General features: G+C 59.0%; 27 protein-coding genes. 17 read left to right on the forward strand and 10 right to left on the reverse strand.

Going from position 1 to position 25206, the window contains the following annotated elements:
• The first annotated feature begins 83 nt into the window (after positions 1–83).
• From F6R97_RS21630 to def, 3 genes are all read left to right on the forward strand, one after another.
• The gene (locus F6R97_RS21630) at positions 84–275 is read left to right on the forward strand and encodes a CsbD family protein (RefSeq protein WP_038981995.1); all 192 of its coding nucleotides are present in this window, start codon (positions 84–86) and stop codon (positions 273–275) included.
• Positions 276–445: 170 nt separating this feature from the next.
• Entirely contained in the window at positions 446–1405 is a 960-nt protein-coding gene (locus tag F6R97_RS21635) for a YihY/virulence factor BrkB family protein (protein ID WP_038981996.1), read from the forward strand.
• Complete coding sequence (gene def / locus F6R97_RS21640; RefSeq protein ID WP_038981997.1) at positions 1402–1941, forward strand: peptide deformylase; 540 nt, start codon at positions 1402–1404, stop codon at positions 1939–1941. Before F6R97_RS21635 ends, def begins: the two co-directional genes overlap by 4 nt.
• 78 nt (positions 1942–2019) lie before the next feature.
• Here the strand turns inward: def and F6R97_RS21645 are convergent, their stop codons facing one another.
• The gene (locus F6R97_RS21645) at positions 2020–2433 is read right to left on the reverse strand and encodes a GNAT family N-acetyltransferase (RefSeq protein WP_038981998.1); all 414 of its coding nucleotides are present in this window, start codon (positions 2431–2433) and stop codon (positions 2020–2022) included.
• 342 nt (positions 2434–2775) lie between these two features.
• On the opposite strand from F6R97_RS21645, the gene F6R97_RS21650 reads away from it, so the two are divergent.
• From F6R97_RS21650 to F6R97_RS21665, 4 genes are all read left to right on the forward strand, one after another.
• Positions 2776–3717, forward strand: a complete 942-nt coding sequence (locus F6R97_RS21650; RefSeq protein WP_315867064.1) for a fatty acid desaturase — start codon at positions 2776–2778, stop codon at positions 3715–3717.
• A gap of 136 nt (positions 3718–3853) precedes the next feature.
• Complete coding sequence (locus tag F6R97_RS21655; protein WP_315867065.1) at positions 3854–4645, forward strand: phosphate/phosphite/phosphonate ABC transporter substrate-binding protein; 792 nt, start codon at positions 3854–3856, stop codon at positions 4643–4645.
• Positions 4646–4879: 234 nt separating this feature from the next.
• Complete coding sequence (locus F6R97_RS21660; RefSeq protein ID WP_315867066.1) at positions 4880–5428, forward strand: sigma-70 family RNA polymerase sigma factor; 549 nt, start codon at positions 4880–4882, stop codon at positions 5426–5428.
• Complete coding sequence (locus tag F6R97_RS21665) at positions 5425–6438, forward strand: ABC transporter substrate-binding protein (RefSeq protein ID WP_315867067.1); 1014 nt, start codon at positions 5425–5427, stop codon at positions 6436–6438. The genes F6R97_RS21660 and F6R97_RS21665 overlap by 4 nt, the downstream gene beginning before the upstream one ends.
• 112 nt (positions 6439–6550) lie before the next feature.
• On the opposite strand, the gene gstA is transcribed toward F6R97_RS21665, so the two are convergent.
• Positions 6551–7153 carry a glutathione transferase GstA gene (gene gstA / locus F6R97_RS21670; RefSeq protein WP_315867068.1) on the reverse strand — a complete coding sequence of 201 codons (603 nt, stop codon included), beginning with the start codon at positions 7151–7153 and terminating at the stop codon, positions 6551–6553.
• Between the two features lie 99 nt (positions 7154–7252).
• On the opposite strand from gstA, the gene F6R97_RS21675 reads away from it, so the two are divergent.
• A complete protein-coding gene (locus tag F6R97_RS21675) occupies positions 7253–8185 on the forward strand; it encodes a LysR family transcriptional regulator (protein WP_315867069.1) in 933 nt (310 codons plus the stop codon).
• Between the two features lie 72 nt (positions 8186–8257).
• Here F6R97_RS21675 and F6R97_RS21680 read toward each other — a convergent pair whose 3' ends face one another.
• Entirely contained in the window at positions 8258–8890 is a 633-nt protein-coding gene (locus F6R97_RS21680; RefSeq protein ID WP_315867070.1) for a glutathione S-transferase, read from the reverse strand.
• Between the two features lie 67 nt (positions 8891–8957).
• Positions 8958–9989, reverse strand: coding sequence for a LacI family DNA-binding transcriptional regulator (locus F6R97_RS21685; RefSeq protein WP_315867071.1), 1032 nt, complete (start codon positions 9987–9989; stop codon positions 8958–8960).
• A 214-nt stretch (positions 9990–10203) separates the two neighbouring features.
• Between F6R97_RS21685 and F6R97_RS21690 the strand changes: the two genes are divergently transcribed.
• Together F6R97_RS21690 and F6R97_RS21695 are read left to right on the forward strand one after the other, a co-directional pair.
• Positions 10204–10737 carry a gluconokinase gene (locus F6R97_RS21690; RefSeq protein ID WP_030131880.1) on the forward strand — a complete coding sequence of 178 codons (534 nt, stop codon included), beginning with the start codon at positions 10204–10206 and terminating at the stop codon, positions 10735–10737.
• An 81-nt stretch (positions 10738–10818) separates the two neighbouring features.
• Positions 10819–12171, forward strand: coding sequence for a GntP family permease (locus F6R97_RS21695; RefSeq protein ID WP_048395710.1), 1353 nt, complete (start codon positions 10819–10821; stop codon positions 12169–12171).
• Positions 12172–12288: 117 nt separating this feature from the next.
• On the opposite strand, the gene alaC is transcribed toward F6R97_RS21695, so the two are convergent.
• Positions 12289–13506, reverse strand: a complete 1218-nt coding sequence (gene alaC, locus F6R97_RS21700; RefSeq protein WP_315867072.1) for an alanine transaminase — start codon at positions 13504–13506, stop codon at positions 12289–12291.
• A gap of 138 nt (positions 13507–13644) precedes the next feature.
• Here alaC and F6R97_RS21705 point away from each other — a divergent pair, with 138 nt between their 5' ends.
• The 3 genes from F6R97_RS21705 (at position 13645) to F6R97_RS21715 (ending at position 15446) form a co-directional block, all read left to right on the forward strand.
• The gene (locus F6R97_RS21705; protein WP_038982008.1) at positions 13645–14307 is read left to right on the forward strand and encodes a LysE family translocator; all 663 of its coding nucleotides are present in this window, start codon (positions 13645–13647) and stop codon (positions 14305–14307) included.
• 66 nt (positions 14308–14373) lie between these two features.
• Positions 14374–14859: a GyrI-like domain-containing protein gene (locus F6R97_RS21710; RefSeq protein ID WP_038982009.1), complete on the forward strand. Its 486-nt coding sequence runs from the start codon at positions 14374–14376 to the stop codon at positions 14857–14859.
• Between the two features lie 98 nt (positions 14860–14957).
• Positions 14958–15446, forward strand: coding sequence for an N-acetyltransferase (locus F6R97_RS21715; protein WP_315867073.1), 489 nt, complete (start codon positions 14958–14960; stop codon positions 15444–15446).
• A 104-nt stretch (positions 15447–15550) separates the two neighbouring features.
• Here F6R97_RS21715 and F6R97_RS21720 read toward each other — a convergent pair whose 3' ends face one another.
• From F6R97_RS21720 to F6R97_RS21735, 4 genes are all read right to left on the reverse strand, one after another.
• Positions 15551–17383, reverse strand: a complete 1833-nt coding sequence (locus F6R97_RS21720; RefSeq protein WP_038982010.1) for an ABC transporter ATP-binding protein — start codon at positions 17381–17383, stop codon at positions 15551–15553.
• A gap of 93 nt (positions 17384–17476) precedes the next feature.
• Positions 17477–18034 carry a peptidylprolyl isomerase A gene (locus F6R97_RS21725; RefSeq protein ID WP_007902463.1) on the reverse strand — a complete coding sequence of 186 codons (558 nt, stop codon included), beginning with the start codon at positions 18032–18034 and terminating at the stop codon, positions 17477–17479.
• Between the two features lie 3 nt (positions 18035–18037).
• Entirely contained in the window at positions 18038–18841 is an 804-nt protein-coding gene (locus F6R97_RS21730; protein ID WP_038982011.1) for an alpha/beta fold hydrolase, read from the reverse strand.
• A gap of 14 nt (positions 18842–18855) precedes the next feature.
• Positions 18856–19779, reverse strand: a complete 924-nt coding sequence (locus F6R97_RS21735; protein ID WP_008069097.1) for a LysR family transcriptional regulator — start codon at positions 19777–19779, stop codon at positions 18856–18858.
• A gap of 49 nt (positions 19780–19828) precedes the next feature.
• Between F6R97_RS21735 and F6R97_RS21740 the strand changes: the two genes are divergently transcribed.
• The 3 genes from F6R97_RS21740 to F6R97_RS21750 all read left to right on the forward strand — a co-directional run bounded on the left by F6R97_RS21740 (position 19829) and on the right by F6R97_RS21750 (position 22123).
• On the forward strand, positions 19829–20158 hold the full coding sequence (locus F6R97_RS21740; RefSeq protein ID WP_038982012.1) for a hypothetical protein: 330 nt from the start codon (positions 19829–19831) through the stop codon (positions 20156–20158).
• 151 nt (positions 20159–20309) lie between these two features.
• On the forward strand, positions 20310–20909 hold the full coding sequence (locus F6R97_RS21745; protein WP_050681593.1) for an FMN-dependent NADH-azoreductase: 600 nt from the start codon (positions 20310–20312) through the stop codon (positions 20907–20909).
• Between the two features lie 347 nt (positions 20910–21256).
• Positions 21257–22123: a carboxylate/amino acid/amine transporter gene (locus F6R97_RS21750; protein WP_050681594.1), complete on the forward strand. Its 867-nt coding sequence runs from the start codon at positions 21257–21259 to the stop codon at positions 22121–22123.
• Between the two features lie 108 nt (positions 22124–22231).
• Here the strand turns inward: F6R97_RS21750 and F6R97_RS21755 are convergent, their stop codons facing one another.
• On the reverse strand, positions 22232–23530 hold the full coding sequence (locus F6R97_RS21755; RefSeq protein WP_038982015.1) for a mechanosensitive ion channel family protein: 1299 nt from the start codon (positions 23528–23530) through the stop codon (positions 22232–22234).
• 193 nt (positions 23531–23723) lie between these two features.
• Here F6R97_RS21755 and F6R97_RS21760 point away from each other — a divergent pair, with 193 nt between their 5' ends.
• On the forward strand, positions 23724–25070 hold the full coding sequence (locus F6R97_RS21760) for a DEAD/DEAH box helicase (RefSeq protein WP_038982016.1): 1347 nt from the start codon (positions 23724–23726) through the stop codon (positions 25068–25070).
• Positions 25071–25206: the final 136 nt, after the last annotated feature.

Genomic DNA, 25206 nt, shown 5'->3' on the forward strand with positions numbered 1-25206 from the left:
AATAAATGAAACTCCGCGCAAAGGCCCTCGGTCAACCCTTGTGTAACCACTTTCCTCGTTGAAATGTTCACAGGAGAAATACCATGAGCAGCACAGGCGATAAAGTTAAAGGCATGGCAAACGAAGCGGCCGGCAACGTCAAGCAAGGCGTCGGCAAGGCCACCGGCAACGAAAAACTGCGCTCCGAAGGCGTGGCGCAGGAGAGGAAAGGAGAAACCCAGCAAGCGGTCGGCAAAGCCAAGGATGCTCTTAAAAAAGGCATCGACAAGGCGTAACCCGGGCTTTGACGAGTAATCGAAACGGCCATCCGCGGATGGCCGTTTCTGTGTCAGCTTGAACTTGAGCAAGGAAATTGTTTCAAAGTCGCCAAGTAGGCTACTTTGTTGTAGAAAACGGCCCCTGAGTCGCCATGACTTCAACCTTTTTGCGGCGAAAGGAGACGCTAATGTTTTTTCCTAACATGAAGGGTTTGCCCCTGCACCGGGTGATGATGCGAACGGTCACCGAGTTCGTCGACGACGAGATGTCGACCTATGCCTCGGCACTGGCCTATCAAATGCTGTTCTCGCTGTTCCCTTTCATCCTGTTCCTGATCGCCCTTATCGGTTTCCTGCATTTGCCGGACTTCTTCTCCTGGCTGCGCCTGCAATCGGAACTGGTCTTGCCACCCCAGGCGCTGGACCAGGTGAACCCGGTGATCGATCAGCTGCAGCAATCCAAGGGGGGGTTGTTGTCGGTGGGTATCGTGATCGCCCTGTGGACCGCGTCCGCCGGTGTGCGGTTGATGATGAGCGCGATGAACGCCGCATATGATGTGGTCGAAGGCCGTCCGGTCTGGAAACGTTTTCCGCTGTCGATTTTCTACACCATCGGGATCGCCGGCATGTTGCTGATCGCCGCCGCGCTGATGGTGCTCGGGCCGCAGGTGATGGGCTGGATTGCCGCGCAAGTAGGCCTCGAAGATTTCATCGTGACAGTCTGGACCATCGTCCGCTGGCCGGTGGTGGTGATTCTGCTGATGATGGCGGTGGCGCTGATTTACTACGTCATGCCCGACGTCAAACAAGAGTTTCGCTTTATCACCCCGGGTGCGGTGTTGTCCGTGGTGGTCTGGATCATCGCTTCGCTGGGCTTCGGTCTCTACGTCAAAACCTTCGCCAACTACAACGCCATGTATGGCAGTATCGGCGCGATCATCGTGTTGCTGCTGTACTTCTATATTTCCGCCGCGGTGCTGTTGCTCGGCGCGGAAATGAATGCGGTGATCGAGCACATGTCGCGCGAAGGCAAAGACCCTGGCGAGAAGGTCCCTGGCGAGCATGGCCCCGGCCATGAAGAAAAGCACCACGTTTCGGGACTGGGGCGCGACCACTCAAAGCCGACCACTGACGAAGCCATAAAATGATCCGTGAAATTCTGAAAATGGGCGATGAGCGCCTGCTGCGCATTGCCCCGCCGGTGCCAGCGGAAATGTTCGACAGCCCTGAGTTGTGGCAACTGATCGACGACATGTTCCAGACCATGGAAAGCGTCGGCGGAGTCGGCCTGGCCGCACCGCAGATCGGTGTCGACCTGCAACTGGTGATCTTTGGTTTCGAACACAGCGAACGCTATCCCGACGCCGAAGCGGTGCCGCAGACGATTCTGATCAATCCGCTGATCACGCCATTGAGCCCGACCCTCGAAGAGGGTTTCGAAGGCTGCCTGTCCGTGCCGGGCCTGCGCGGGGCGGTAGATCGTTATCAGCAGATTCGTTATGAAGGCTTCGATCCCAAGGGCGAACCGATCGTGCGCATTGCCTCGGGATTTCATGCGCGGGTGGTGCAGCATGAATGCGATCACCTGATCGGCCGGCTATACCCGTCGCGCATCAGTGATTTCAGCAAGTTCGGGTTTACCGAGGTGATGTTCCCGGACCTGGATCCTGCGGCGGATAGCTAAAAGATCGCAGCCTTTGGCAGTTCCTACGGATGTACGCATACCTGTAGGAGCTGCCGAAGGCTGCGATCTTTTGATCTTCTAACCTGGTTGCAAACCCATCGCAATCATCGGTTTGCTGCGCGCATAACGGCTCAACCGTTCAGCCATGGCGTAGGGCAGGGGCGGGTCGAACGTAAAACCGCGGCGCTCATAAAAGCCACGCAAATCCGGATGGCAGAACAACCAGACCGGCTCTTCGAGATCCTTGACCGCTTCAGCGATCAACGCCGCGGCGATTCCTTGCTCGCGACAGCGGGGGGCGACGAACAGCCCGGTCAGCCAATGCCCATCCGCCACCGGACGCAGGCACAGTGCGGCGACAATCTCCTCGCGGCGCGCCACCCACAATTGAGCATCGCGGACTGCTTTCATCGACGATTGATGGGCGCGGTAAAACTTGTTCATCAACGGCCACAACGGCTCGTCGAGCAAGGTGTACTGGGTGTTGGGCATGGGCCTGGACTGTCGGTGCGCAAAGCGGGTGATTATAAAAGAACGCCGGCGCCGCGATAGGTGTATACCTGATCTCACGTCCCGTATGAGTGGAGTATGTATCATGGCCAAAGGCATGGATTCAAAGAAAGCGGCAAAGAAAAAACCGGCTAAAACCGCCGATGAAAAACGTGCGGACAAGAAGGCCAAGAAGGTGGGCGTGTTCGGTCACTGATCCCGCGTCAACGGAGCCCGAGTTCTCGGGCTCTTTGTTTTTCAGGCCTATCGAAATAACCAGATAATCTGCAAGAAATCCCTGCGCCATTGCACAGAGGGGGACTGGTTCCCGTTCTGAGCAAAGCCATGCCCCATTATTTTGATGCTGCCCACCGTGAAGAAATCGAAACCCTGCGCCAACGCTTCACCGCTCGCACCGAGTGGCCGACCTGGCTGCTGTTTATCGGCGTGTACGTCGGCTGGTTCAGCATTGTTCTGGGCAGCGACCGATTGGGGCTCTGGTGGAGCACGTTGTTGCTGATTCCACTGCTGGTATTGTGGTTGTCGGTGCAGCACGAATTGCTGCACGGCCATCCCACCCGTTGGCAAACGCTGAATAAAGTCCTCGGTTATGCGCCGTTCGCGGTCTGGTATCCCTACACCCTGTACCGCGACAGTCATTTGCTGCATCACCGCGACGAAGACCTGACCGTCCCCGGTCGCGATCCGGAAAGCCGTTACCTGAGCGCCGAACAGTGGCAGCGCAGTTCGTTGTTCGAACAGGGCCTGCACTGGCTGAACAAAACCGTGCTCGGGCGCTTTGTCCTCGGTGCGCCACTGGCCTTGCTGGCACTGGCTCGGGAAGAGCTGCAACGGCTAAAAGCGGGTGAGCGCCAGGCCTGGTTGATGTGGCTGACCCACGGCGCGCTGACGCTGCTGATGCTGACGTTCATCGCGCGCTACAGCGCGTTGCCAGTCGGGCATTACCTGTTGCTGATCAGCGTGCCGGCGCTGTCGATCGCGATGATTCGTTCCTACTATGAACACCGTCCTCACGTGCAACCCGAGCAACGCACCGTCATCAACGAAGCTGCATGGCCGTGGCGCTGGCTGTTCCTGAACCTCAATTTTCACCTGGTGCACCACGACTTGCCGGGCCTGCCCTGGTACGACCTGCCACGGGTCTATCGCGCGCGCCGCGAGCAATGGCTGGCGCGCAGTGGCGGGTTTGTGGTGCAGGGTTATGCTCAGTTGATGCGTCAGCATGGGGTGAGGGCGATTGACAGTCCACGGCATCCGTTTCACTGATTGTGAATGAGTTCCCCTGTGGGAGCGGGCTTGCTCGCGAAGAGGTCATGTCAGTCAATATTGATGTTGCATGACACACCGCCTTCGCGAGCAAGCCCGCTCCCACAGGGGATTTTTGTTGCATGGGAAGATTTTGATGACTCAACACCTCGCTGAATTACTGATGTACACCTCCCCCGAGCCGATCCGCCAGGCCAACGAGCATTGGCTGGCGCAGATCGTCGAACGGCTCGGCAGCACTCGCCGAGAGGCCGAAGGGCTGTCGCTGATGGACCTTTGGCTGTCCCCGCACCTGTTGCTGACCCAGACCTGCGGCTATCCCTTGATGACGGCTTTGCGCGGTCGCGTCCGGGTTATCGGTCGTCCTCGTTACGAACTTCCGGACAGCAATGGCGGTAACCATTGCAGCCTGTTACTGACTCGCGCCGACGATCCTCGATGGACCTTGTCGGCCTTCCGAGGCAGTCGCGGTGTGATCAACGGTGAAGACTCCAACAGTGGGATGAACCTGTTGCGTCACCGATTGGCACCGTTGCAGCGCGACGGAGAATTTTTTGCCACTGTCGCCATCAGCGGCAGCCACCGCGAAAGCCTGCGTTGGCTACGTGATGACCTGGCGGACCTGGCCGCCATCGACAGCGTGACCTTCGCTTATCTCGCGCAGTATGCGCAGGGAGAGGTCGAAGGTCTGCGCGTGTTGGCGCGCACGGCGTTCAGTCCGACGTTGCCCTACATCGCGGCCGCTGGCACCACCGATGAGCAGGCTGAACAGCTTCGACAGGTGATGAATCAGACGTTGAAGGAGTTGCCCGACGTCGCCGAGACTTTGGGCCTGCAAGAAGTGCTGCCGGCCACCGAAAGCGACTATCAGGTCATTCTCGATTATCAGCAGGAGGCCGAAGCGCTGGGCTATGGGAGGTTGCGATAGCTTCGGAAAAGATCGCAGCCTTCGGCAGCTCCTACAGGGTGTACGCCATCCAAATGTAGGAGCTGCCGAAGGCTGCGATCTTGGCGATCTGATGAGCGCCGAAAGGTCGAAATGGCTAATTCATTTGTGGAATATAAAAATTCGTTTTAAGTATTATTAATGAATAAGGCTCCTTGCTAGGATCGCGCCACCGGATCACCGGACATTCAGCGACCCCTAACCCATGGAGCCTCTATGTCCGGCGCCGACCTTTCCCATCGCAACGACGTGGGCGGATTGTTCCGCGCCCACTACGCCTGGCTGTGCGCACGGCTGCGCCGATATCTGGGTGCCAGCCCCAGCGTCGAAGACATCGCTGCCGAAACCTTCGTGCAGTTGCTCGAATCACCAGGCCTGACGCCAATTCGCGAACCTCGCGCCTTGCTCACCACCATCGCCCAGCGGTTGATTTATCAGCTGTGGCGCCGTCGTGATCTGGAACGCCTGCACCTTGATCAGCTATTGCCGGTGGACCCTCTCGACGGACCATCGCCCGAAGATCTGGCGCAGTTCTCCCAGGCCCTGACACGCCTTGACCAAACACTCGACCGCCTGCCAGGCAAGGTCAGGGCAACCTTTCTGCTGTCGCGAGTCGACGGCCTGACTTACCCCCAAATCGCCGCCAAGCTGGGTATTTCCCAGCGATCGGTCAGCGTCTACATGACCCGCTCCCAGGCACTGTGCGCCCAGCACAGCGCCAACGAACCCTTGAACCGACCACCCTTGACCCAGAGGTCCGCATGAGATCGATCAAAACCTTGCTCGGCAGTTCGCTGCTAGCCCTGAGCCTTGTGGCTGGCCATGTTCCAGCCGCAGAAAAAACCACGCCCATCCACTTCGGTGACATCACTTGGGAAAGTGGCAGCCTGATCACCGAGATCCTGCGGTTGATCGTCGAGAAAGGTTATGGCTACCCGACCGACACCTTGCCGGGCAGCACCGTCAGCCTTGAAGCGGCGTTGGCGAAGAACGATATTCAAGTGATCGGCGAAGAGTGGGCGGGGCGCAGTCCGGCCTGGGTCAAGGCGGCCTCCGAGGGCAAAGTATTTGGTTTGGGCGACACGGTGAAAGGCGCCACCGAAGGTTGGTGGGTGCCGGAATATGTGATCAAGGGCGACCCGGAACGCGGCATTAAGCCTTTGGCGCCGGAGCTGAAATCCGTCGCCGACCTGGCGCGCTACAAGGACGTGTTCCGCGACCCGGAAGACCCCAGCCGTGGACGCTTCCTCAACAGCCCGACCGGCTGGACATCGGAGATCGTCAACAGCCAGAAACTCAAGGCTTATGACCTGACTGCCAGCTACGTCAACTTCCGCACCGGTTCCGGCGCGGCGCTGGATGCCGAGGTCGCTTCATCGATCCGCCGTGGCAAACCGGTGCTGTTCTACTACTGGTCGCCGACGCCACTGTTGGGTCGCTTCAAACTGGTGAAGCTCGAAGAGCCTCCGTTCGACGCTGAAGCCTGGAAGACCCTGGCCGATGCCAACAACCCGAACCCCAAGGGCACGCGTTCGATGCCGGCCAGCCTGGCCATCGGCGTGTCGGCACCGTTCAAGGCGCAGTACCCGGACCTGGTGGCGTTCTTCGAAAAGGTCGATTTGCCAATCGATCTGCTGAACCAGACCCTCGGGCAAATGAGCGAAAAACGCCAGCCACCGCGTCAGGTCGCCGAAGCGTTTTTGCGCGATCAGCCGCAGGTGTGGAAGGCCTGGGTGCCGGGGGAAGTGGCAAACAAAGTGAGTGCGAGTTTGTAGTTCAGCGGTGTTTGATCGATAGCTATCGCGGGCAAGCCCGCTCCCACACTGGATCTTCGGTGTTCACAAAATTCCTGTGGGAGCGGGCTTGCCCGCGAAGCGATCTAAAGCCTTACGCCAACTCCGCCGCCAACGCCGCTTTCACGCTTGGTCGCTGATCAATCCGCGCTTGAAACCGCGCCAACGCCGGCCAATCATCCAAATCAATCGCAAACAGCCGAGCCCAGCGCAACACCGTAAACAGATACGCATCAGCAATACTGAATCCGCCAGCCATCAAATAATCCTGCCTCTCCAACGTCTGACCCAACACGACAAAACGCTTGAACAGCTTCTCTTTGATGAGCGCTTTCACATCATCCGGAAACTGCGAATTGAACAGCCAACCCAGCCCGCCATGAATCTCGGTCGAGACGAAATTCAGCCATTCCTGCAAACGCACCCGCTCGAATGTCCCGTTCGGCGGTGCCAGGTTCGCCTCAGGCCGTAGGTCTGCCAGGTACTGCAGAATCGCCGGGCCTTCGGTCAGCACATCACCGTTATCCAGCTGCAATGCCGCAACGTAGCCTTTTGGGTTAATGGCCAGAAAGTCCTCGCCGGTGGCGGTTTGCTTGGTGCTGTTATCGACGCGGACCAACTCGAACGGCAAGTCCAGTTCGCGCAGCACAATGTGCGGCGCCAATGAGCAGGCTTGCGGGGCGTAATACAACTTCATGGGCAGGGCTCTGGTTGCGGGTTTGCGCCAGTGTCATAGTGCGCGGCACGCTCGGTAAAATTAATCTTTCAGAACACTGCCATTAGGAATGCTACTGCCATGATGAATTTGATGCACTGGCGAATGGTGGTGGCGGTGGCCGATACCGGCAACATTACCCGGGCCGCCGAGCGGATCGGCATGACCCAGTCCGGTGCCAGTCAGGCGCTGGCACTGATCGAAGAAACCCTGGGCGTTCAGCTGTTCAGTCGGGAAAACCGTCAGACCTTGCCGACCGCCATTGGCTTGCCTGTGATCGAACAGGCGCGAACCATGCTCGTGGCTCTGGAGAACATTCGCAGTACCGTCGACGCCACTAAAGATATCCAGCGCGGGACGATTCGCCTGGCCAGTTTCCCGTTGGTGCTGACGACCTTTCTGCCGCCACTGCTGCGCCAGTTCAATCGGCTGTATCCCGGCATTCAAGTGGTGGCGCTGGAGGTCAGCGACGATGAAGTGGAAACGTTGCTCAGTGACGGGCTGGTGGATGTCGGTGTGGCGTTGAACCCGGCGCCCGCGCGCAATACCGGTCGTTTGGGACGTGATGCCTGGGTGGCGGTTCTGCCCGGTGGCCACCCCTTGGCACGCCGTTCGAATGAACAGGGCGTCTCATTGGAGGAACTGGCGGAGCAACCCTTTGTGCTGGCCACGGGCGGTTGTTCGACCAATGCCCGCAGCCTGGCCGCCGATGCCGGGCTACAACTGTTGGATGTGCGGGCGGAGGTGCGAGAATGGAGCAGTGCATTCACCCTCGTGAGGGAAAACATTGGCGTGACCCTGGTGCCGGAAATGACCCTGCCGACCCATCGCCAAGGTTTGCGGGTAGTGCCTGTGATGCCGCGTATCGATCGGGAGTTTTCCTTGGTAGTCGCGCCCAACAAAGAACCTTCGGCGGCGGTGCGGGCGTTGTTGGGCATGCTCGCAGACCGCAATCCATGTGGGAGCGGGCTTGCCCGCGAAGACGGCGGTACAGTCAACATTGATGTTGCCTGACCCGCCGCTTTTCGCGAGCAAGCCCGCTCCCACAGGTTTCGCGCCTGAGCCGGGTAAATCGTTCAGGCGAAATCAAGGCACGCCGTTACAGGCGTGTTCCATGAACCCCGGCCGCAGCGCCAGTCGTTGGCAATAAGCATCGACGGCGGGGTAGTCCGGGCGCTCCATCGGTGTCATGCGCCAGCGGTTGACCGACAGCCCGATGAGAATATCGGCCAGTGTGAAGTGCGGTCCCGCAACATACGCATCGGTTGTCGCGAGTTGCTGTTCGAGGATGCCCATTTTCGCGTTCCAGCCGCGAACGCCATCAGCAATCCGCTGCGAGTCCTGAAAGTTCGGCAGTTGCCTGACCAGCGCAAAAAAGGCGTAGCCCCAGGACGGATTGAGTTCGGTGGCTTGCCAGTCCATCCATTGCTCTACGCGAGCGCGCGCCGCCGGTTCAATGGGCAACAGGTCAGTGTTTTGGTGTTTGCCAGCCAGGTACCGGCAAATGGTATTGGACTCCCACAGCACGCCGGCTTCGTCGATGAGAACCGGCACTTGTGCGTTAGGGTTGAGCTGGAGAAATTCCGGGCTCTGGGTCGATGCGAAACCGCTGCCCCAGTCTTCGCGTTCGTATGAAACCCCCAGTTCGTCGCAGGTCCACAGGACTTTTCTGACGTTGATTGACGAGGCCCGACCCAAAATCTTCAGCGTATGTCCCATTGAGCTTCTCCGTTTGCTGTTCCAGGTATCGGGAATCTAGCACGCGGAGCGTGGGAATGGTCGTACGTCAGGTGCTCTCGCGCACCTTCAATTCAAACCCCATATCCTGCACCGGTTTGGTCACTGAATTGCCGGCCAGCAAGGTCAGCATCAGCTCTGCGGATCGACGGCCAATGGCTTCTCGTGGGGTGCTGATGCTGCTCAGGCGTGGGACCATGTGCTCAGATGCCGGCAAGTCGTTGAAGCCGAGGATCGCCACGCGCTCGGGGATCTTGATTCCATTGCGCAACGCTTCAAGCAACGCGCCTTGGGCCAGGTCGTCGTTGCCGAAGAAGATTGCATCGACGTCTGGGTGGGCGGTGAGCAGTTGCAGGAACAATTCGCCGCCCAGTCCCACCGACGAGGCTCGCGGTGTCAGTACTTCCAGGGCCGGATCATACAAACCGGCCTTTTGCAGCGCGCGGCGGAAACCTTCGCCACGCAGCAGCGTGCGTTGATCCAGTTGCGCGCCGATATAGGCCAGGCGTTTGCGACCGCGTGACAGCAAATGCTCGGCCGCGGTTTCGCCGGCAGCGACTTGCGAAAAACCGACGCAATTGAGCCCGGCTCCGCTGTCCAGCTCCATCATGTACACGCACGGGATATTGCTGGCCTCGATCATTCGCCGCGAACTTTCGGTGCGGTCGAAACCGGTCAGCAACAAACCGCGAGGCTGATAAGCCATGTAATTGCGCAGCAGGTTTTCTTCTTCATCACGCGAGTAATGGAAGTTGCCGATCAGCACTTCGAAGCCCTTTGGTCGCAAAACCTGATGAATGGCTTCCAGCGTGTCGATGAACAGCAGGTTGGACAGCGAGGGCACCAAAACCACCACGGAATGGCTCTGGGCCGAGGCTAATGCGCGGGCGGCGGGGTTGACCACGTAGTTCAGGTCAAGGGCGGCCTTCTGGACTTTTTCCACCAGTTCGGTGGCCACCGTGCTGACGCCACGCAGGGCGCGGGACGCCGTAATCGGGCTGACACCGGCCAGGCGCGCGACTTCGTTGAGGGTAGGGCGGCCAGTGGTGCGAGTATTTTTATCGTTTTTAGGGGTAATCATCGGACGGCTTGCCAAACAAAATTCAAGGCACTAAGGTAGCGCTGTCTCGATGCAGCTGCAATGCGTGAACGAGGTTTGCCTGATCCTCGTTTTTTGGCCTCGAGAACGAACATGCTGCAACCCACAAAAATGACAAGAAGGCGTCGGCAACTTCTGCTTTTGCACTTGAGTCTTACGTAGCAAAGGTAGCGCTGTCTGCGCGCTGAGGTGTTACATGAATCATCCCATCACCGCCCTGGTCATCATGGGCGTTGCCGGTTGCGGCAAGACCTGCGTCAGCCAGTCCCTGTGCCAGCTTAGCGGCGCGACCGCCATTGAAGGCGACACTTTCCACCCTGCCGCCAATATCGAAAAGATGAGCGCGGGTATCCCCCTGAACGATGAAGACCGTGCCGGCTGGCTCGACAGCCTGTGCGATGAACTGCGCCGCATCGATGCCAAGGGCGAACGCCCAGTGCTGACTTGCTCGGCCCTCAAACACAGTTACCGCGAACGCTTGCGCAGTGCCTTGCCGGGCCTGGGCTTCGTTTTCCTTGAGCTGACCCCCGAAGTCGCCGCCGATCGTGTGTCTCATCGGCCGGGCCACTTTATGCCGTCGACCTTGATCGACAGCCAGTTCGCCACACTTGAATCGCCCGTTGGTGAGCCCCTGACCCTGGCTCTGGATGCGTCCAGCCACAGCGTCGATGAGTTAGCGAAGCAGGCTCATGCCTGGTGGCTCGATCATGGCTTGAAACTCGCCAGTTGAGTTTTACTCCAAAAGATAGCGCTGTCCTGACGGCTTCTGATTAACCGCTTTAATAACAACAACAAACAGGAGACACCCCTTATGTTTGGCATGTCCCACGAGACCTTTCTGCTGCTGGATGCAGTGGTCACGGTGATCGGGCTTATCGTCCTGATCACCAAGTTCAAGATTCACCCCTTCATCGCCCTGATCATCGCCGCAGCCTTTCTCGGGCTGACCTCCGGCATGCCGATCGGCACCATCATCAAGGCGTTCCAGGACGGCTTTGGTGGGGTGCTCGGTTTCGTCGGGATCATCCTGGCGCTGGGCACGATGCTCGGCAAAATGATGGCCGAGTCGGGCGGGGCGGATCAGATCGCCCAGACCCTGATTCGGGCCTTCGGCAAGGACAAGGTGCAGTGGGCCATGATGTTCGCGGCCTTCCTGGTCGGCATCCCGCTGTTCTTCGAAATCGGTTTCGTGCTGCTGATCCCGCTGGTGTTCATCGTCGCCCGTCGTACCGGCGTGTCGATCATCAAGATCGGTATCCCGCTGCTGGCCGGTCTGTCCGCCGTGCATGGTCTGGTTCCGCCGCACCCGGGTCCGTTGCTGGCCATCGGCGTGTTCGGTGCCGACATCGGTAAAACCATTCTTTACGGCCTGATCGTTGCGCTGCCGACCGCCATCATCGCCGGTCCGATCTTCGGTACGTTCATTGCCAAGCACATTCCTGGTCATCCGAATCAGGAACTGGTGGATCAACTGGTGCGCGATGAGGATGCAGGTGATCTGCCTAGCTTCGCCATTACCTTGGTCACCGTGCTGTCGCCCGTGTTCCTGATGCTGCTCAAGACCTTTGCCGATGTGGCGCTGCCGGACGGCAACTTCTTCCGCACCTTCATGGACCTGATCGGTCACCCGATCTCGGCGCTGCTGCTGGCGTTGCTGCTGTCGCTGTACACCTTCGGCTACAAGCAGGGCATCGGTTCGCAACAGATGCTCAAATGGCTGGACGCGAGCCTTGCACCAACCGCCGCGATCATCCTGATCATCGGTGCCGGTGGCGGCTTCAAACAGATGCTGGTGACCAGCGGTGTGGGTAATGTCATCGGCAACATGGCGGTGGAAGCGCAGATCTCGCCAATCCTTCTGGCCTGGCTGGTGGCGGCGGTGATTCGCATCGCGACCGGTTCGGCAACCGTGGCGACCATTACTGGCGCAGGCATCGTGGTGCCGGTGGTGGGGATGATTCCGGGTGTGAACCGTGAGTTGCTGGTGTTGGCCACCGGTGCCGGTTCGTTGATCCTGTCTCACGTCAACGACGCCGGTTTCTGGCTGGTGAAGCAATACTTCAACATGACCGTGGCGGAAACCTTCAAGACCTGGACCGCGATGGAAACCATCCTGTCCGTGGTGGGCCTGGGCTTCATCCTGCTGTTGTCGTTGTTCGTTTAAGCACACCGCAAAACAAATGTGGGAGCGGGCTTGCTCGCGAAGGGGACATAACATTCAAAGTAGATGTTGAATGTTAGTCCGCTTTCGCGAGCAAGCCCGCTCCCACAGTTATTTGTGTCAGGTGTTGGTTTTCTGAACCAGCCCATCCGCCCGGAACATCCCGCGAATCCCGCGCACGGCCTGACGAATCCGGTCCTGGTTTTCGATCAGCGCGAAGCGCACATGATCATCCCCATACTCGCCAAATCCCACACCCGGCGAGACACAGACCTTGGCCTCGGCCAGCAGTTTCTTGGCGAACTCCAGCGAGCCCATGTGTGCATAAGCCTCGGGAATCTTGGCCCAGACGTACATCGATGCTTTCGGGTTTTCGACCATCCAGCCCAGTTCATGCAGACCTTTGACCAGCACGTTGCGACGTTGCCGATACTGATCGGCAATGTCTTTGACGCACTGCTGATCGCCTTCCAGCGCCGCGATGGCCGCGACTTGCAGCGGGGTGAACGTGCCGTAGTCGTGGTAGCTCTTGATCCGCGCCAGGGCGTTGACCAGCTCTGGGTTGCCGACCATGAAACCGATGCGCCAGCCCGCCATGTTGTAGCTCTTGGACAGGGTGAAAAACTCCACCGCGATGTCCTTGGCGCCGGGCACTTGCATGATCGACGGGGCTTTCCAGCCGTCGTAGACGATGTCGGCGTAGGCCAAGTCGTGCACCACCAAAACGTCGTACTGTTTGGCGAGGGCGATCACCCGCTCGAAGAAGTCCAGCTCCACGCACTGGGCGGTGGGGTTGGACGGGAAGCCGAGGATCATCATCTTCGGTTTCGGGATCGAGCCGCGAATCGCCCGTTCCAGCTCGGCGAAAAAATCCACGCCTGGGATCAGCGGCACTGAGCGCACTTGGGCGCCGGCAATCACGGCACCGTAGATGTGAATCGGGTAGCTCGGGTTCGGCACCAGTACGGTGTCGCCCTGGTCGAGGGTGGCCAGCATCAAATGCGCCAGGCCTTCCTTGGAACCAATGGTGACGATGGCTTCGGTTTCCGGGTCGATGTCGACCGCGTAGCGATCCTTGTACCAGTTGGAGATCGCCCGGCGCAGGCGAGGAATCCCTTTGGACGTGGAGTAGCCGTGGGTGTCTTCACGCTGGGCGACGGTGACGAGTTTTTCGACAATGTGCGGCGGCGTGGCGCCGTCGGGGTTGCCCATGCTCAAGTCGATGATGTCTTCGCCACGACGACGGGCGGCCATCTTCAGCTCGGCAGTGATGTTGAAAACGTAAGGGGGGAGTCGATCTATGCGCGCAAAGCGGCGCGGCGAACCTTGTTCGGCCATTGTTGCCTCGGATAACGTAAGCGCCCGGAACCGTCCGAGCGACGCTGGCCACTGCGGTGGCCTGTGGCGGAATGTAAGGGCAGTCATGGCAAACTGTCTAGCCTGCGCATCAATAAATTTTTCCCAAGGATATGGTCGATGGAATTTACCAGTGGCTTCTTGTTGAGCCTTTCGCTGTGCCTGGACATCGGCGTGGCCAATATCGCGATGATCACGCTGGCGATGCAGCGCGGCTATTTTCAAGGCTTTGCTCTGGGGTTGGGGACGTGTGTCGGCGATCTGATTTATGCCGTGCTGGCATTGGCCGGCATGACCGTATTGCTGCAGTACGAGACCGTGCGCTGGGTGTTGTGGATCGGCGGGTCGGCGCTGCTGCTGTATTTTGCGGCGAAGATGATTTATTCGGCGATTCACCATGAAGCGCTGTTGGCGCAAACCCCGGAAGTGGGGCACAACTCGCACCGGAAAGAGTTCTTGCGCGGGATTTTCCTCGCCATGTCATCGCCCAGTGCCATTCTCTGGTTTGCCGCGGTGGGCGGCACGCTGATCGCTCGTTCCGGCGGCGGTGGCGCACTGAGCTCGGCGCTGTTTCTCGGCGGTTTCTTGTGCGCCGGAGTGCTCTGGTGTGTCGGTCTGTGCTTTGCTGCGAGCCACGGCGGCAAATTGCTCGGTGACAAACTGCTGCGTTATTCCTACATGGCATCGGCAGCGATCTTCTGCTACTTCGCGGTCTACGTGATCCTATCGGGTTATAACGAGTTTATCGGTCCAGGCGCCATCGAACAGTTGCACGCACTGTAATTGGGCGAATCGGGTTTGGCTTCTATACTCCCAGCCGAACCCACTTTTTGTACCAGGAGTTGAGTCATGGATGAGCAAACAGGCGTCGAAACGGCCGAGCCGCGCTTCGAAAACGGGCACTTCATGCTCATAGCGGGGCTTGGCGGCCGATTTACTGCGGATACGACCAAAGCGATCCCCGACCTATGGGAGAAATTCATCCCCGAGATTGGCAAAATTCCCGGTCAGAAAGGCGAAGTAACCTACGGCATCTGCTGTAATCCGGATGGCAAGGGTGGTTTCGAATACATCGCCGGTGTCGAAATCAGCAAGCTCGACGACCTGCCCGAGAAGTACCGCTGGATCGAAGTTCAGCCTCAGAAGTATGCAGTCTTCGAACACAAGGGCTCTCTGGATACCTTGCCCCAGACCTTTCAATACATCTGGAAAACCTGGTTGCCGAAGTCCGGCCATGAAGCTGCGGACGCTCCGGAGTTCGAGCGCTACAGCGACGATTTCAACCCGAAGCTCAATACCGGCGTGCTGGAAATCTGGCTGCCGCTCAAGGCGTAATGGCCTGGATCGAGAGGCGGATCGGTGATTCGCCTCTCGATGTCGTGTTGATGCTGATTTATGATCCCCAACCTTTCCCACGCCGATTCAGAGCTGCCATGAACACCGTCATCCGCCACGTCAGCCCCGCTGACCTGGATCGCTGCTATGCCATCGAAACCGTTGCCTACGAAGGCGATGAAGCCGCCACCCGCGAGAAAATCGCCACCCGCATCGCCACCTGGCCCGAGGGCTTCATCGTTGCTGAAGTGGATGGCGTTGTCGCCGGTTTCATCAATTCCGGTGCGGCGTTTGAGGTGGAGATGTCGGACGAGGCGTTCAAGGAACTGATCGGCCACGACCCGGCCGGCCCGCACGTAGTGATCATGTCGGTGGTGGTGCATCCGGACTACCAAGGGCAGGGGCTGGCGAAACGCTTAATGGGTGAGTTCATCCAGCGCATGCGCGCACTGAACAAGGCCAGCATCCACCTGATGTGCAAAGAGCGGCACATTGCGCTCTATGCCGGGTTTGGTTTTGCCTACATCAAGCCTTCGGCGTCCGACCATGGCGGGATGGCGTGGCATGAGATGGTGTTGACGCTGTAGTGTGGGAGCGGGCTTGCTCGCGAAGAGGGAGTGTCAGTCGATATTAAAGTTGCCTGATACACCGCATTCGCGAGCAAGCCCGCTCCCACAGGGTTCGTGTTGCCTCAATCGATCCCGACAAACCCTCCGGTCTGGTGTTGCCACAACCGCGCATACAACCCGCCATGGGCCAGCAGTTCGGCGTGGCTGCCGGTTTCGGCGATCTTGCCGTTTTCCAGCACCACCAACCGGTCCATCCGCGCGATGGTCGAGAGGCGGTGGGCGATGGCGATCACGGTCTTGCCCTGCATCAGGGTTTCGAGGCTTTCCTGAATCGCCGCTTCGACTTCCGAGTCCAGTGCCGAGGTGGCTTCGTCCATGATCAGGATCGGCGCGTCCTTGAGCAGTACCCGAGCGATGGCAATCCGCTGACGCTGGCCACCAGAGAGTTTCACTCCGCGTTCACCGACGTGAGCATCGAAACCGGTGCGGCCTTCAGAGTCCGACAGTAACGGGATGAATTCGTCGGCGCGGGCCTTGTGCACTGCTTCCCAGAGCTCGGCGTCGGTGGCGTCGGGTTTGCCGTACAGCAAATTGTCGCGGATCGAACGGTGCAGCAGCGAGGTGTCCTGGGTGATCATGCCGATGCGTTCACGCAGGCTTTCCTGACCGACTTCGGCGATGTTCTGGCCGTCGATGAGAATCCGTCCGCCCTGCACGTCATACAGGCGCAACAGCAGATTGACCAGCGTCGATTTGCCGGCACCGGAGGGGCCGATCAGGCCGATTTTCTCACCGGGCTTGATGGTCAGGTTGAGGTCGCCGATGATCCCGCTTTTCTTGCCGTAGTGAAAATCGACGTGATCGAAACGCACCTCGCCACAGGCCACCGCCAAGGGTTTCGCCTGTTCACGGTCGGTGACGCTGACCGGTTGAGCGATGGTTTTCAGACCGTCTTGAACGGCACCGATGTCTTCGAAAATGCCGTTAACCACCCACATGATCCAGCCGGACATGTTGACGATCCGGATCACCAGACCGGTGGCCAGGGCAATCGCGCCGACCGAGATCAGCGACTGCGTCCACAGCCACAGGGCCAACCCGGTGGTACCGACGATCAACAGGCCGTTCATGCTGGTGATGACCACGTCCATGCTGGTGACCACACGGCCAGCCAGTTGGGCTTTTTCAGTCTGTTCTTCGATGGCTTCACGAGCGTACTGCTGTTCGAAGTTGGTGTGGGCGAACAGCTTGAGGGTGGTGATGTTGGTGTAGCCGTCGACAATCCGCCCCATGAGTTTGGAGCGCGCATCGGAGGACACCACCGAACGTTCCTTCACACGCGGCACGAAGTAGCAGAGCGCGCCGATATACGCTGCCATCCACATCAGCAGCGGGATCATCAGACGCCAGTCGGCTTCGGCAAACAGCACCAGTGAGCTGATGGCGTAGATCAGCACGTGCCACAGCGCGTCCACCGCTTGTACGGCAGAGTCGCGCAGGGAGTTGCCGGTTTGCATGATGCGTTGGGCGATGCGCCCGGCGAAGTCGTTCTGGAAAAAATTCAGACTCTGTTTGAGCACGTAACTGTGGTTCTGCCAGCGAATCAGGCTGGTCATGCCGGGGTTCAGGGTCTGATGCACCAGCAAGTCATGCAGGCCAACGAATACTGGGCGCAGAATCAGTGCAACCACCGCCATCCAGGCCAATTCGAGACCGTGATCCTGGAAAAAGTTGACGTTCGGGGTGCCTTGCGCCAGGTCGATGATGCGGCTCAGGTAGCTGAACAGTGCCACTTCGATCAGCGCGCCGAACAGGCCGACGATCAGCAGGGCGGCGAAACTCGGCCAGACCTGCTTCAGGTAATAGGTATAGAAGGGGAGAACCCGATCCGGCGGAGCCGCCGTCGGTGCATCGCGGAAAATGTCGATCAGTTTTTCAAAACGGCGATAAAGCATCAGTTATTCGCCCGCGCACGGGCTCTCCTTTAAACGATATGAGCGGCGCCGGAAGCACCGGCGGCCGCTCAAAACTCCCTGTCCAGCTTACTCTCAGTCGATGCGCTTGGCCGACTTGATGAAGACAGGGTCGGCTGGCACGTCTTTCATGCCGCTTTTGGTGGTGGTCTGGGAGTTGACGATGACATCGACGACGTCCATGCCTTTAACGACTTTACCGAACACGGCATAGCCGTCGCCCTGGTCGAGGAAGTCGTTGTCTTTGACGTTGATGAAGAACTGGCTGGTGGCCGAATCCGGGACGGAAGTACGGGCCATGGACAGCGTGCCACGCACGTTATGCAGGCCGTTTTTGGATTCGTTCTTGATCGGCGCCTTGGTTTCTTTCTGCTGCATTTGTTGAGTGAAACCGCCGCCCTGGACCATAAAGCCAGGAATCACTCGGTGAAAAATCGTGTTGTTGTAGAAGCCGCTGTCGACGTACTCAAGGAAGTTCTTGGTACTGATCGGTGCCTTGACCGGGTCCAGTTCGATTTCGATCTGGCCGTTGGTGGTTTCCAGCAGCACGTGCGGCGCCTTGGCGGGCGTGGCGGCCATCAGGTTGGCGGCAAACAGAACGGAGCCGGCGACGAGGGCGATTTTTTTCAGCATAAGTCAGTGATCCTGAGTGGTGGTGTCGACTGCGGTGAGAAATTCGAGCAGCGTTTGGTTGAAACGTTCGGGTTGATCCAGCGGGGTGGCGTGGCGCGAGTCGGCGATCACTACCAGCCGCGCATCGGGCAGCAGTTTTACATAGGTTTCTTTCAACGCGACCGGGGTGTAGTCACGGTCGGCGCTGACGATGAGGGTTGGACAGGAAACCTTGGAAAGTCGTTCCTGAACCCCCCAGCCAACGATGGCATCGAAGCTGGCGAGATAAGCATGTTTGTCGTTTTTTGCCCAGCGCGCCGCTATTTTTTGTCGTAACGAAGCTTGTTCAGGCTTGGGAAACAGTTTGGCGCCCAGGGCCTTGCCGATGGTGCCCATGCTCAGCGCGCGCATCAGACTCCAGCGCTTGAACCACTGCCAGTAGTCGTTGCGGCTGCGCCGTTTGACTTCGGGCGCGCTGTTGACGATGCACAGGCTCTTGAGCAGTTGCGGCTGGTCCACCGCCAGTTGAAAAGCGATCATGCCACCCATTGAAAGCCCGACAAGATGTGCAGGGCCAAGATTCAAGTGTTCCATCAACGCAATCAGGTCGGCGCTGAACCCGGGGATGCTGTAGCGCTCGCGGGGCTTGTCGGAGCGCCCGTGGCCGCGCACATCCGGGACAATCACTCGATGGTGGGCCGAGAGCGCCGGAATCTGCATTTCCCAGTCCAGGGTGCTGGAGCCCAGCCCATGGACCAGCAGCAACGGCGTGCCGTGGCCATATTCCTCATAGTGCAGGTTGCAACCTTCATGTTCGAAATAGGCCATGGGTACACTCCGTGTCAGGCTTGTTCAGGGGCGGCGAAGGGCGCATCCAGCGGCGCGGTATCGAAGGTGCGCAGCAGTTCGATGAGAATCTGCGTGGCCGGGCCCAAGGGTTTGTCCTTGTTCGAATACAGATAGAAGCTCGGGTTGCGGCTGCCGCCCTGGTCCAACGGTAGCACTTTGAGCGTACCTTCCTTGAGCTCACGCTCGATCATGTGCCGAGGCAGCCAGGCGAAGCCCAGGCCGCTGCTGACAAAGGTCGCGGCGGTGGCCAGGCTGCCGACGGTCCAGCGCTGTTCGGCGCCGAGCCAGCCGACGTCTCGCGGTTGTTGACGGCCGGAGTCGCGGATCACCACTTGCATCTGGCTTTCCAGGTCCTGGAAGTTCAGTTCGCGGTTCAAGCGATGCAAGGAATGCTCGGGGTGGGCCACCGCGATGAATTCGACGTCGCTCAGTTCCGCGCCCAGGTAGCCAGGAATACTGAACCCGGTGATGGCCAGATCGGCCACGCCTTCAAGCAACACCTCCTCGACACCCGACAACACTTCTTCGCGCAGACGCACCCGGCAGCCACGGCTTTGCGGCATGAACGCGGTCAGTGCGCGGACGAGGCGGGCGCTCGGGTAGGCGGCATCGACTACCAGCCGCACTTCCGCTTCCCAGCCTTGCTCCATGTGATGGGCCAGGTCTTCCAGTTGACTGGCCTGTTTCACCAGTTGCCGGGAGCGGCGCAGCAACACGCCGCCGGCCTCGGTGAGCACCGCTTTGCGGCCGTCGATGCGCAGCAATGGCACACCGAGCTGGTCCTGCATGCGCGCTACGGTGTAGCTGACCGACGATTGCGAGCGGTGCAGCGCTTCGGCGGCCTGGGCGAAACCGCCGTGATCGACCACGGCCTGCAACGTTCGCCATTGATCAAGGGTCACGCGGGGCGCTTTCATGTTGAGCTCCTCTTGTCCTAAGCTGGCAGTCCTTATTGGAGACTGCCGAATGAAAAAACTGTGTTGTGTGATGGCGGGTTGTGCGGTGTTTGCGATGCTGCCGCTGACTGCATTTGCTTATCCGATCGACGTTCAAAAGCAATTGAACGGCATGAGCATCGACTACAACGCCTTTGATACAGATGCCGATATCGCTTCCATTCAGGTGAACAACTACGGCAGCACCGATGCGATCTGCAAGGTGGTTTTCAACAATGGTCCAGAAGCGCCGCGTAACCGCACAATCGAAGTGCCCGCCGGTAAACACAAAAACGCCACCGCAAAGTTCACCCGAACCATCATCAAGATGCGTATCAACCTGACCTGCACCCCGAAATGACATCAAGCGGAGCAAGCTGGCTGGGGCATGCTCCGCTTATAAACGAATTTATCGATGCTTTATAGCAGTTATTTGCGCTTTTTCATCGATATGACTCTGTTTAACCTTCACTCCATCGACCTACAGCATTCTCAGATGGAGGCTACATCCCATGTCCCGCGTTCTGATCATCGAAAGCAGCGCCCGTCAGCAAGACTCGGTTTCCCGCCAGTTGACCCAGACCTTCATCAGCCAATGGAAAGCCGCACACCCGGTCGACCAGATCACCGTTCGTGACCTGGCCACCAACCCGGTGCCGCACTTGGACATCAACTTGTTGGGCGGCTGGATGAAACCCGCCGAACAACGCAATGACATCGAACAAGCCTCGCTGGAACGCTCCAATCTGCTGACCGATGAACTGCTGGCCGCCGACGTACTGGTAATGGCCGCGCCGATGTACAACTTCGCCATTCCGAGCACCCTCAAAGCCTGGCTCGACCATGTGCTGCGTGCCGGCGTGACCTTCAAGTACACCGAAACCGGCCCGCAAGGTTTGCTCAACGGCAAGCGTGCTTATGTGCTGACCGCTCGCGGTGGTATCCATGCCGGAGCCGCCTCGGATCACCAGGAACCGTACCTGCGTCAGGTCATGGCTTTCATCGGCATCCACGACGTAACGTTTATTCACGCCGAAGGCATGAACCTGGGCGGCGGCTTCCAGGAGAAAGGCCTGAACCAGGCCAACGCCAAGCTTTCTCAGGTCGCCTGAGCCGTTAATCGCCAGATAATCGCTGGATGGTCTAGTGACCTGGCGCAACCCTTCAAGCCTGTACGCGCATCGAACCTCCCTTTGCACTTGTTGCTCCTGAGTGCTCTAGCCCGATTGAACGCATTAGCGAGATCGGGCTTTTTTTTGCCTGCGATTTAGTGAATGAGCACACAACCCCTGTGGGAGCGGGCTTGCTCGCGAAGAGGGCGTGTCAGTGGATATTAATGTTGACTGACCCACCGCATTCGCGAGCAAGCCCGCTCCCACAGTAGATTTGTGTATTGCCTGACTGTTCGCGATCAAGGGCAAAACCCGCTATCGTCGCCGCCATTCGAAATGAGGCGACCATGGGCTATCTACTTTTTGTCACGCTGATCCAGGCGTTTTCCTTCAGTTTGATCGGCGAATACCTGGCCGGGCATGTCGACAGTTACTTCGCGGTGCTGGTGCGGGTGCTGCTGGCGGGGCTGGTGTTCATTCCGCTGACGCGCTGGCGTCAGGTCGAGCCGGCGTTCATGCGCGGTATGTTGCTGATCGGCGCGTTGCAGTTTGGCGTGACTTACGTCTGTTTGTATTTGAGCTTCCGGGTGCTGACGGTGCCGGAAGTGTTGCTGTTCACCATCCTCACTCCGCTGCACGTGACCCTGATCGAAGATGCGCTGAACCGGCGCTTCAATCCGTGGGCGTTGATCGCGGCATTGGTGGCGGTACTCGGGGCGGCAGTGATTCGCTATGACCGGATCAACCCGGATTTCTTCATGGGTTTCCTGCTGCTGCAACTGGCCAACTTCACCTACGCCGCCGGGCAGGTGCTCTACAAACATCTGGTGGCCCGACATCCGAGCGATCTGCCGCACTACCGGCGCTTCGGCTACTTCTACCTGGGTGCGTTGGCGGTGGTGTTGCCGGCGTTTCTGCTGTTCGGCAAACAGAACTTCCTGCCTGAAGCGCCACTGCAATGGGGCGTGCTGCTGTTCCTCGGCCTCGTCTCGACCGCGCTGGGTTTGTACTGGTGGAACAAGGGCGCGTGCCTGGTGAACGGCGGGACGCTGGCGGTGATGAACAATTTGCATGTGCCGGTGGGGTTGCTGATCAACTTGCTGATCTGGAATCAGCATGAAGAGCTGGGGCGGTTGTTGTTTGGTGGGTCGGTGATTCTGATGGCGGTGTGGATTAGTCGGTTGGGTGTACGCAAACTTGTGGCTATCCACTGAACCCTGTGGGAGCGGGCTTGCCCGCGAAAGCATTGTGTCAGGCAATATTGATATCGACTGACATGGCCTCATCGCGGGCAAGCCCGCTCCCACAGGTTAGAGGCGCTGCTACATAACGTGTTTTTCAGACTCGGGAATGTGGCTCGCGCCCAGCACCGCCGGGAGCAACCCCGACCGCAAATCCCCACCGCTCGGCTGCTGATAAAGGCTCAAGCCAAACTCTGGCAGCACTGCCAGCAGGTAATCGAAAATATCCCCCTGAATCCGCTCGTAATCAGCCCACACGGTGGTGCGGGTGAAACAGTAGATTTCCAGCGGGATGCCCTGAGCGGTGGTCTGCATCTGGCGAACCATGCAGGTCATGTTCGGCTGAATCTCCGGGTGGCTCTTCAGATACGCCAACGCATAGGCGCGGAAGGTGCCGATATTGGTCATCCGTCGACGGTTGGCCGACATCGCCGCGACGTTGCCCTGTGCTTCGTTCCAGGCCTTGAGCTCGGCTTTCTTGCGGCTCATGTAGTCGGTCAGCAGATGCACCTGAGCCAGTTTCAGCTCTTCGTCATCGCGAATAAACCGCACGCCGCTGGCGTCGATGAACAGGCTGCGCTTGATTCGGCGCCCACCGGACTGCTGCATGCCGCGCCAGTTCTTGAACGACTCGGACATCAGGCGCCAGGTCGGGATCGACACAATGGTCTTGTCGAAATTCTGCACCTTGACCGTATGCAAGGTGATGTCCACCACGTCGCCGTCGGCACCGACTTGCGGCATCTCGATCCAGTCACCGACCCGCAGCATGTCGTTGCTGGTCAGTTGCACGCTGGCAACGAACGACAACAGAGTGTCCTTGTAGACCAACAGAATCACCGCCGACATGGCGCCCAGACCCGACAGCAGCAACAGCGGCGAACGGTCGATCAACGTGGCGACGATGATGATCGCGCCAAACACGAACAACACCATTTTCGCCAGTTGCACATAGCCCTTGATCGAGCGGGTGCGGGCATGTTCGGTGCGGGCATAGATGTCCAGCAGGGCATTGAGCAATGCGCTGACGGCCAGCACCAGGAACAGAATGGTGAACGCCAGCGCCACGTTGCCGAGGAAGTTCAGGCTGGTTTTGCCCAACTCCGGCACCAGGTGCAGGCCGAACTGGATCACCAGCGAGGGCGTCATCTGCGCCAGGCGATGAAACACTTTGTTGTGGCGAAAATCGGTGATCCAGTGCAGCGACGGCTGGCGGCCGAGTATTTTGGTCATATGAAGAATGAGGTAACGCGCCACTCGTCCGAGCACCAGCGCCACCACCAGCAGCAACATCAGCGCGAGCGTGGAATGCAGGAGCGGGTGCTGATCGAGAGCACCCCAGAGGTCTTGGGCGTTGAGCCAGAGCTGTTTGATATCCATGGGTGAAAACGGTTCTTCTGTAGGCCGCGACGGGGCGATTAGAGCATTTAAGACGTTCCGGATGACGTTTTGAGACAAAACAGGCAACAAAAAAACCACTGTTTGCAGCCGTTTGTATAAAGAAACTCGGCCTTCGCGCTCGAAACCGTTACCCTATGCAGCTGTTTTTTTGTATTTCTTCGAGGTAGCACCCGTGTTTTCCCAATTCGCCCTGCACGAACGCCTGCTCAAAGCCGTGGCCGAGCTTAAATTTGTCGAGCCAACGCCTGTGCAAGCAGCGGCTATCCCGCTCGCGCTCCAGGGGCGTGACCTGCGGGTGACAGCGCAAACCGGTAGCGGCAAAACCGCGGCCTTCGTTTTGCCGATCCTCAACCGCTTGATCGGCCCGGCCAAAGTCCGTGTCAGCATCAAGACCCTGATCCTGCTGCCAACCCGCGAGCTGGCCCAGCAGACCATCAAGGAAGTCGAGCGCTTCGCTCAGTTCACCTTCATCAAGTCCGGCCTGATCACCGGCGGTGAAGACTTCAAGGTCCAGGCCGCCATGCTGCGCAAGGTGCCGGACATCCTGATCGGTACGCCGGGCCGGATGATCGAGCAACTGAACGCCGGCAATCTCGACCTCAAGGAAGTCGAAGTGCTGGTGCTCGACGAAGCCGACCGCATGCTCGACATGGGCTTTGCCGAAGACGTGCAGCGGCTGGTCGACGAGTGCACCAACCGTCAGCAGACCATGCTGTTCTCCGCCACCACCGGCGGTTCGGGCCTGCGCGAGATGGTCGCCAAGGTCCTGAACAACCCTGAACACTTGCAGCTGAACAACGTCAGCGATCTGAACGCCACCACTCGTCAACAGATCATCACCGCCGACCACAATCAGCACAAAGAACAGATCGTGAACTGGCTGCTGGCCAACGAGACCTATCAGAAGGCCATTGTGTTCACCAACACCCGGGCCATGGCTGACCGTATCTACGGCCGCCTGGTGGCGCAGGAATACAAAGCGTTCGTGCTGCACGGCGACAAAGACCAGAAAGACCGCAAACTGGCCATCGACCGTCTGAAGCAGGGCGGCGTGAAGATCCTCGTGGCCACCGACGTTGCGGCCCGTGGCCTGGACGTGGAAGGCCTGGACCTGGTGATCAACTTCGACATGCCGCGCAGCGGCGACGAATACGTTCACCGCATCGGTCGCACCGGCCGCGCCGGCAACGATGGCCTGGCCATCTCGCTGATCTGCCATGGCGACTGGAACCTGATGTCGAGCGTCGAGCGCTACCTCAAGCAGAGCTTCGAGCGCCGCACCATCAAGGAAGTCAAAGGCACCTACGGCGGACCGAAAAAGGTCAAGGCCTCGGGTAAAGCCGTTGGCGTGAAGAAGAAAAAAGTCGACGCCAAAGGCGACAAGAAGAAGACCGGCGCCAAGGCTCCGACCAAGCGCAAGATCGCCAACCGCCCGAAGACCGACGCCCTGTCGCTGGTCAGCAAGGACGGCATGGCCCCGCTCAAGCGCCGCAAGCCGGAAGCACCGGCTGCTGAATAAAGCGCGGTAGCGATCCCATAAAAAACCCGGCCAGTGTCCGGGTTTTTTTACGTCAAAAGATCGCAGCAGCGCTTACAGCTGCACGCTCAAACCCGTGTAGGAGCTGCCGAAGGCTGCGATCTTTTGATCTTGCCGT

It is taken from the genome of Pseudomonas sp. JV414 (assembly GCF_032424305.1).
Taxonomy (GTDB): domain Bacteria; phylum Pseudomonadota; class Gammaproteobacteria; order Pseudomonadales; family Pseudomonadaceae; genus Aquipseudomonas; species Aquipseudomonas lini.

Bases quoted from the DNA above. Each gene is read 5' to 3' on its own strand.
- F6R97_RS21635 (WP_038981996.1), top strand. From the start codon at position 446: ATGTTTTTTCCTAACATGAAGGGTTTGCCCCTGCACCGGGTGATGATG.
- F6R97_RS21715 (WP_315867073.1), top strand. From the start codon at position 14,958: ATGAACACCGTCATCCGCCACGTCAGCCCCGCTGACCTGGATCGCTGC.
- F6R97_RS21685 (WP_315867071.1), bottom strand. From the start codon at position 9,989: ATGATTACCCCTAAAAACGATAAAAATACTCGCACCACTGGCCGCCCT.
- F6R97_RS21665 (WP_315867067.1), top strand. From the start codon at position 5,425: ATGAGATCGATCAAAACCTTGCTCGGCAGTTCGCTGCTAGCCCTGAGC.
- F6R97_RS21690 (WP_030131880.1), top strand. From the start codon at position 10,204: ATGAATCATCCCATCACCGCCCTGGTCATCATGGGCGTTGCCGGTTGC.
- F6R97_RS21755 (WP_038982015.1), bottom strand. From the start codon at position 23,530: ATGGATATCAAACAGCTCTGGCTCAACGCCCAAGACCTCTGGGGTGCT.
- F6R97_RS21710 (WP_038982009.1), top strand. From the start codon at position 14,374: ATGGATGAGCAAACAGGCGTCGAAACGGCCGAGCCGCGCTTCGAAAAC.
- F6R97_RS21630 (WP_038981995.1), top strand. From the start codon at position 84: ATGAGCAGCACAGGCGATAAAGTTAAAGGCATGGCAAACGAAGCGGCC.
- F6R97_RS21650 (WP_315867064.1), top strand. From the start codon at position 2,776: ATGCCCCATTATTTTGATGCTGCCCACCGTGAAGAAATCGAAACCCTG.
- F6R97_RS21745 (WP_050681593.1), top strand. From the start codon at position 20,310: ATGTCCCGCGTTCTGATCATCGAAAGCAGCGCCCGTCAGCAAGACTCG.
- F6R97_RS21660 (WP_315867066.1), top strand. From the start codon at position 4,880: ATGTCCGGCGCCGACCTTTCCCATCGCAACGACGTGGGCGGATTGTTC.
- F6R97_RS21705 (WP_038982008.1), top strand. From the start codon at position 13,645: ATGGAATTTACCAGTGGCTTCTTGTTGAGCCTTTCGCTGTGCCTGGAC.
- F6R97_RS21695 (WP_048395710.1), top strand. From the start codon at position 10,819: ATGTTTGGCATGTCCCACGAGACCTTTCTGCTGCTGGATGCAGTGGTC.
- F6R97_RS21675 (WP_315867069.1), top strand. From the start codon at position 7,253: ATGATGAATTTGATGCACTGGCGAATGGTGGTGGCGGTGGCCGATACC.
- F6R97_RS21680 (WP_315867070.1), bottom strand. From the start codon at position 8,890: ATGGGACATACGCTGAAGATTTTGGGTCGGGCCTCGTCAATCAACGTC.
- F6R97_RS21655 (WP_315867065.1), top strand. From the start codon at position 3,854: ATGACTCAACACCTCGCTGAATTACTGATGTACACCTCCCCCGAGCCG.
- F6R97_RS21740 (WP_038982012.1), top strand. From the start codon at position 19,829: ATGAAAAAACTGTGTTGTGTGATGGCGGGTTGTGCGGTGTTTGCGATG.
- def (WP_038981997.1), top strand. From the start codon at position 1,402: ATGATCCGTGAAATTCTGAAAATGGGCGATGAGCGCCTGCTGCGCATT.
- F6R97_RS21725 (WP_007902463.1), bottom strand. From the start codon at position 18,034: ATGCTGAAAAAAATCGCCCTCGTCGCCGGCTCCGTTCTGTTTGCCGCC.
- F6R97_RS21750 (WP_050681594.1), top strand. From the start codon at position 21,257: ATGGGCTATCTACTTTTTGTCACGCTGATCCAGGCGTTTTCCTTCAGT.
- F6R97_RS21720 (WP_038982010.1), bottom strand. From the start codon at position 17,383: ATGCTTTATCGCCGTTTTGAAAAACTGATCGACATTTTCCGCGATGCA.
- alaC (WP_315867072.1), bottom strand. From the start codon at position 13,506: ATGGCCGAACAAGGTTCGCCGCGCCGCTTTGCGCGCATAGATCGACTC.
- F6R97_RS21735 (WP_008069097.1), bottom strand. From the start codon at position 19,779: ATGAAAGCGCCCCGCGTGACCCTTGATCAATGGCGAACGTTGCAGGCC.
- gstA (WP_315867068.1), bottom strand. From the start codon at position 7,153: ATGAAGTTGTATTACGCCCCGCAAGCCTGCTCATTGGCGCCGCACATT.
- F6R97_RS21730 (WP_038982011.1), bottom strand. From the start codon at position 18,841: ATGGCCTATTTCGAACATGAAGGTTGCAACCTGCACTATGAGGAATAT.
- F6R97_RS21645 (WP_038981998.1), bottom strand. From the start codon at position 2,433: ATGCCCAACACCCAGTACACCTTGCTCGACGAGCCGTTGTGGCCGTTG.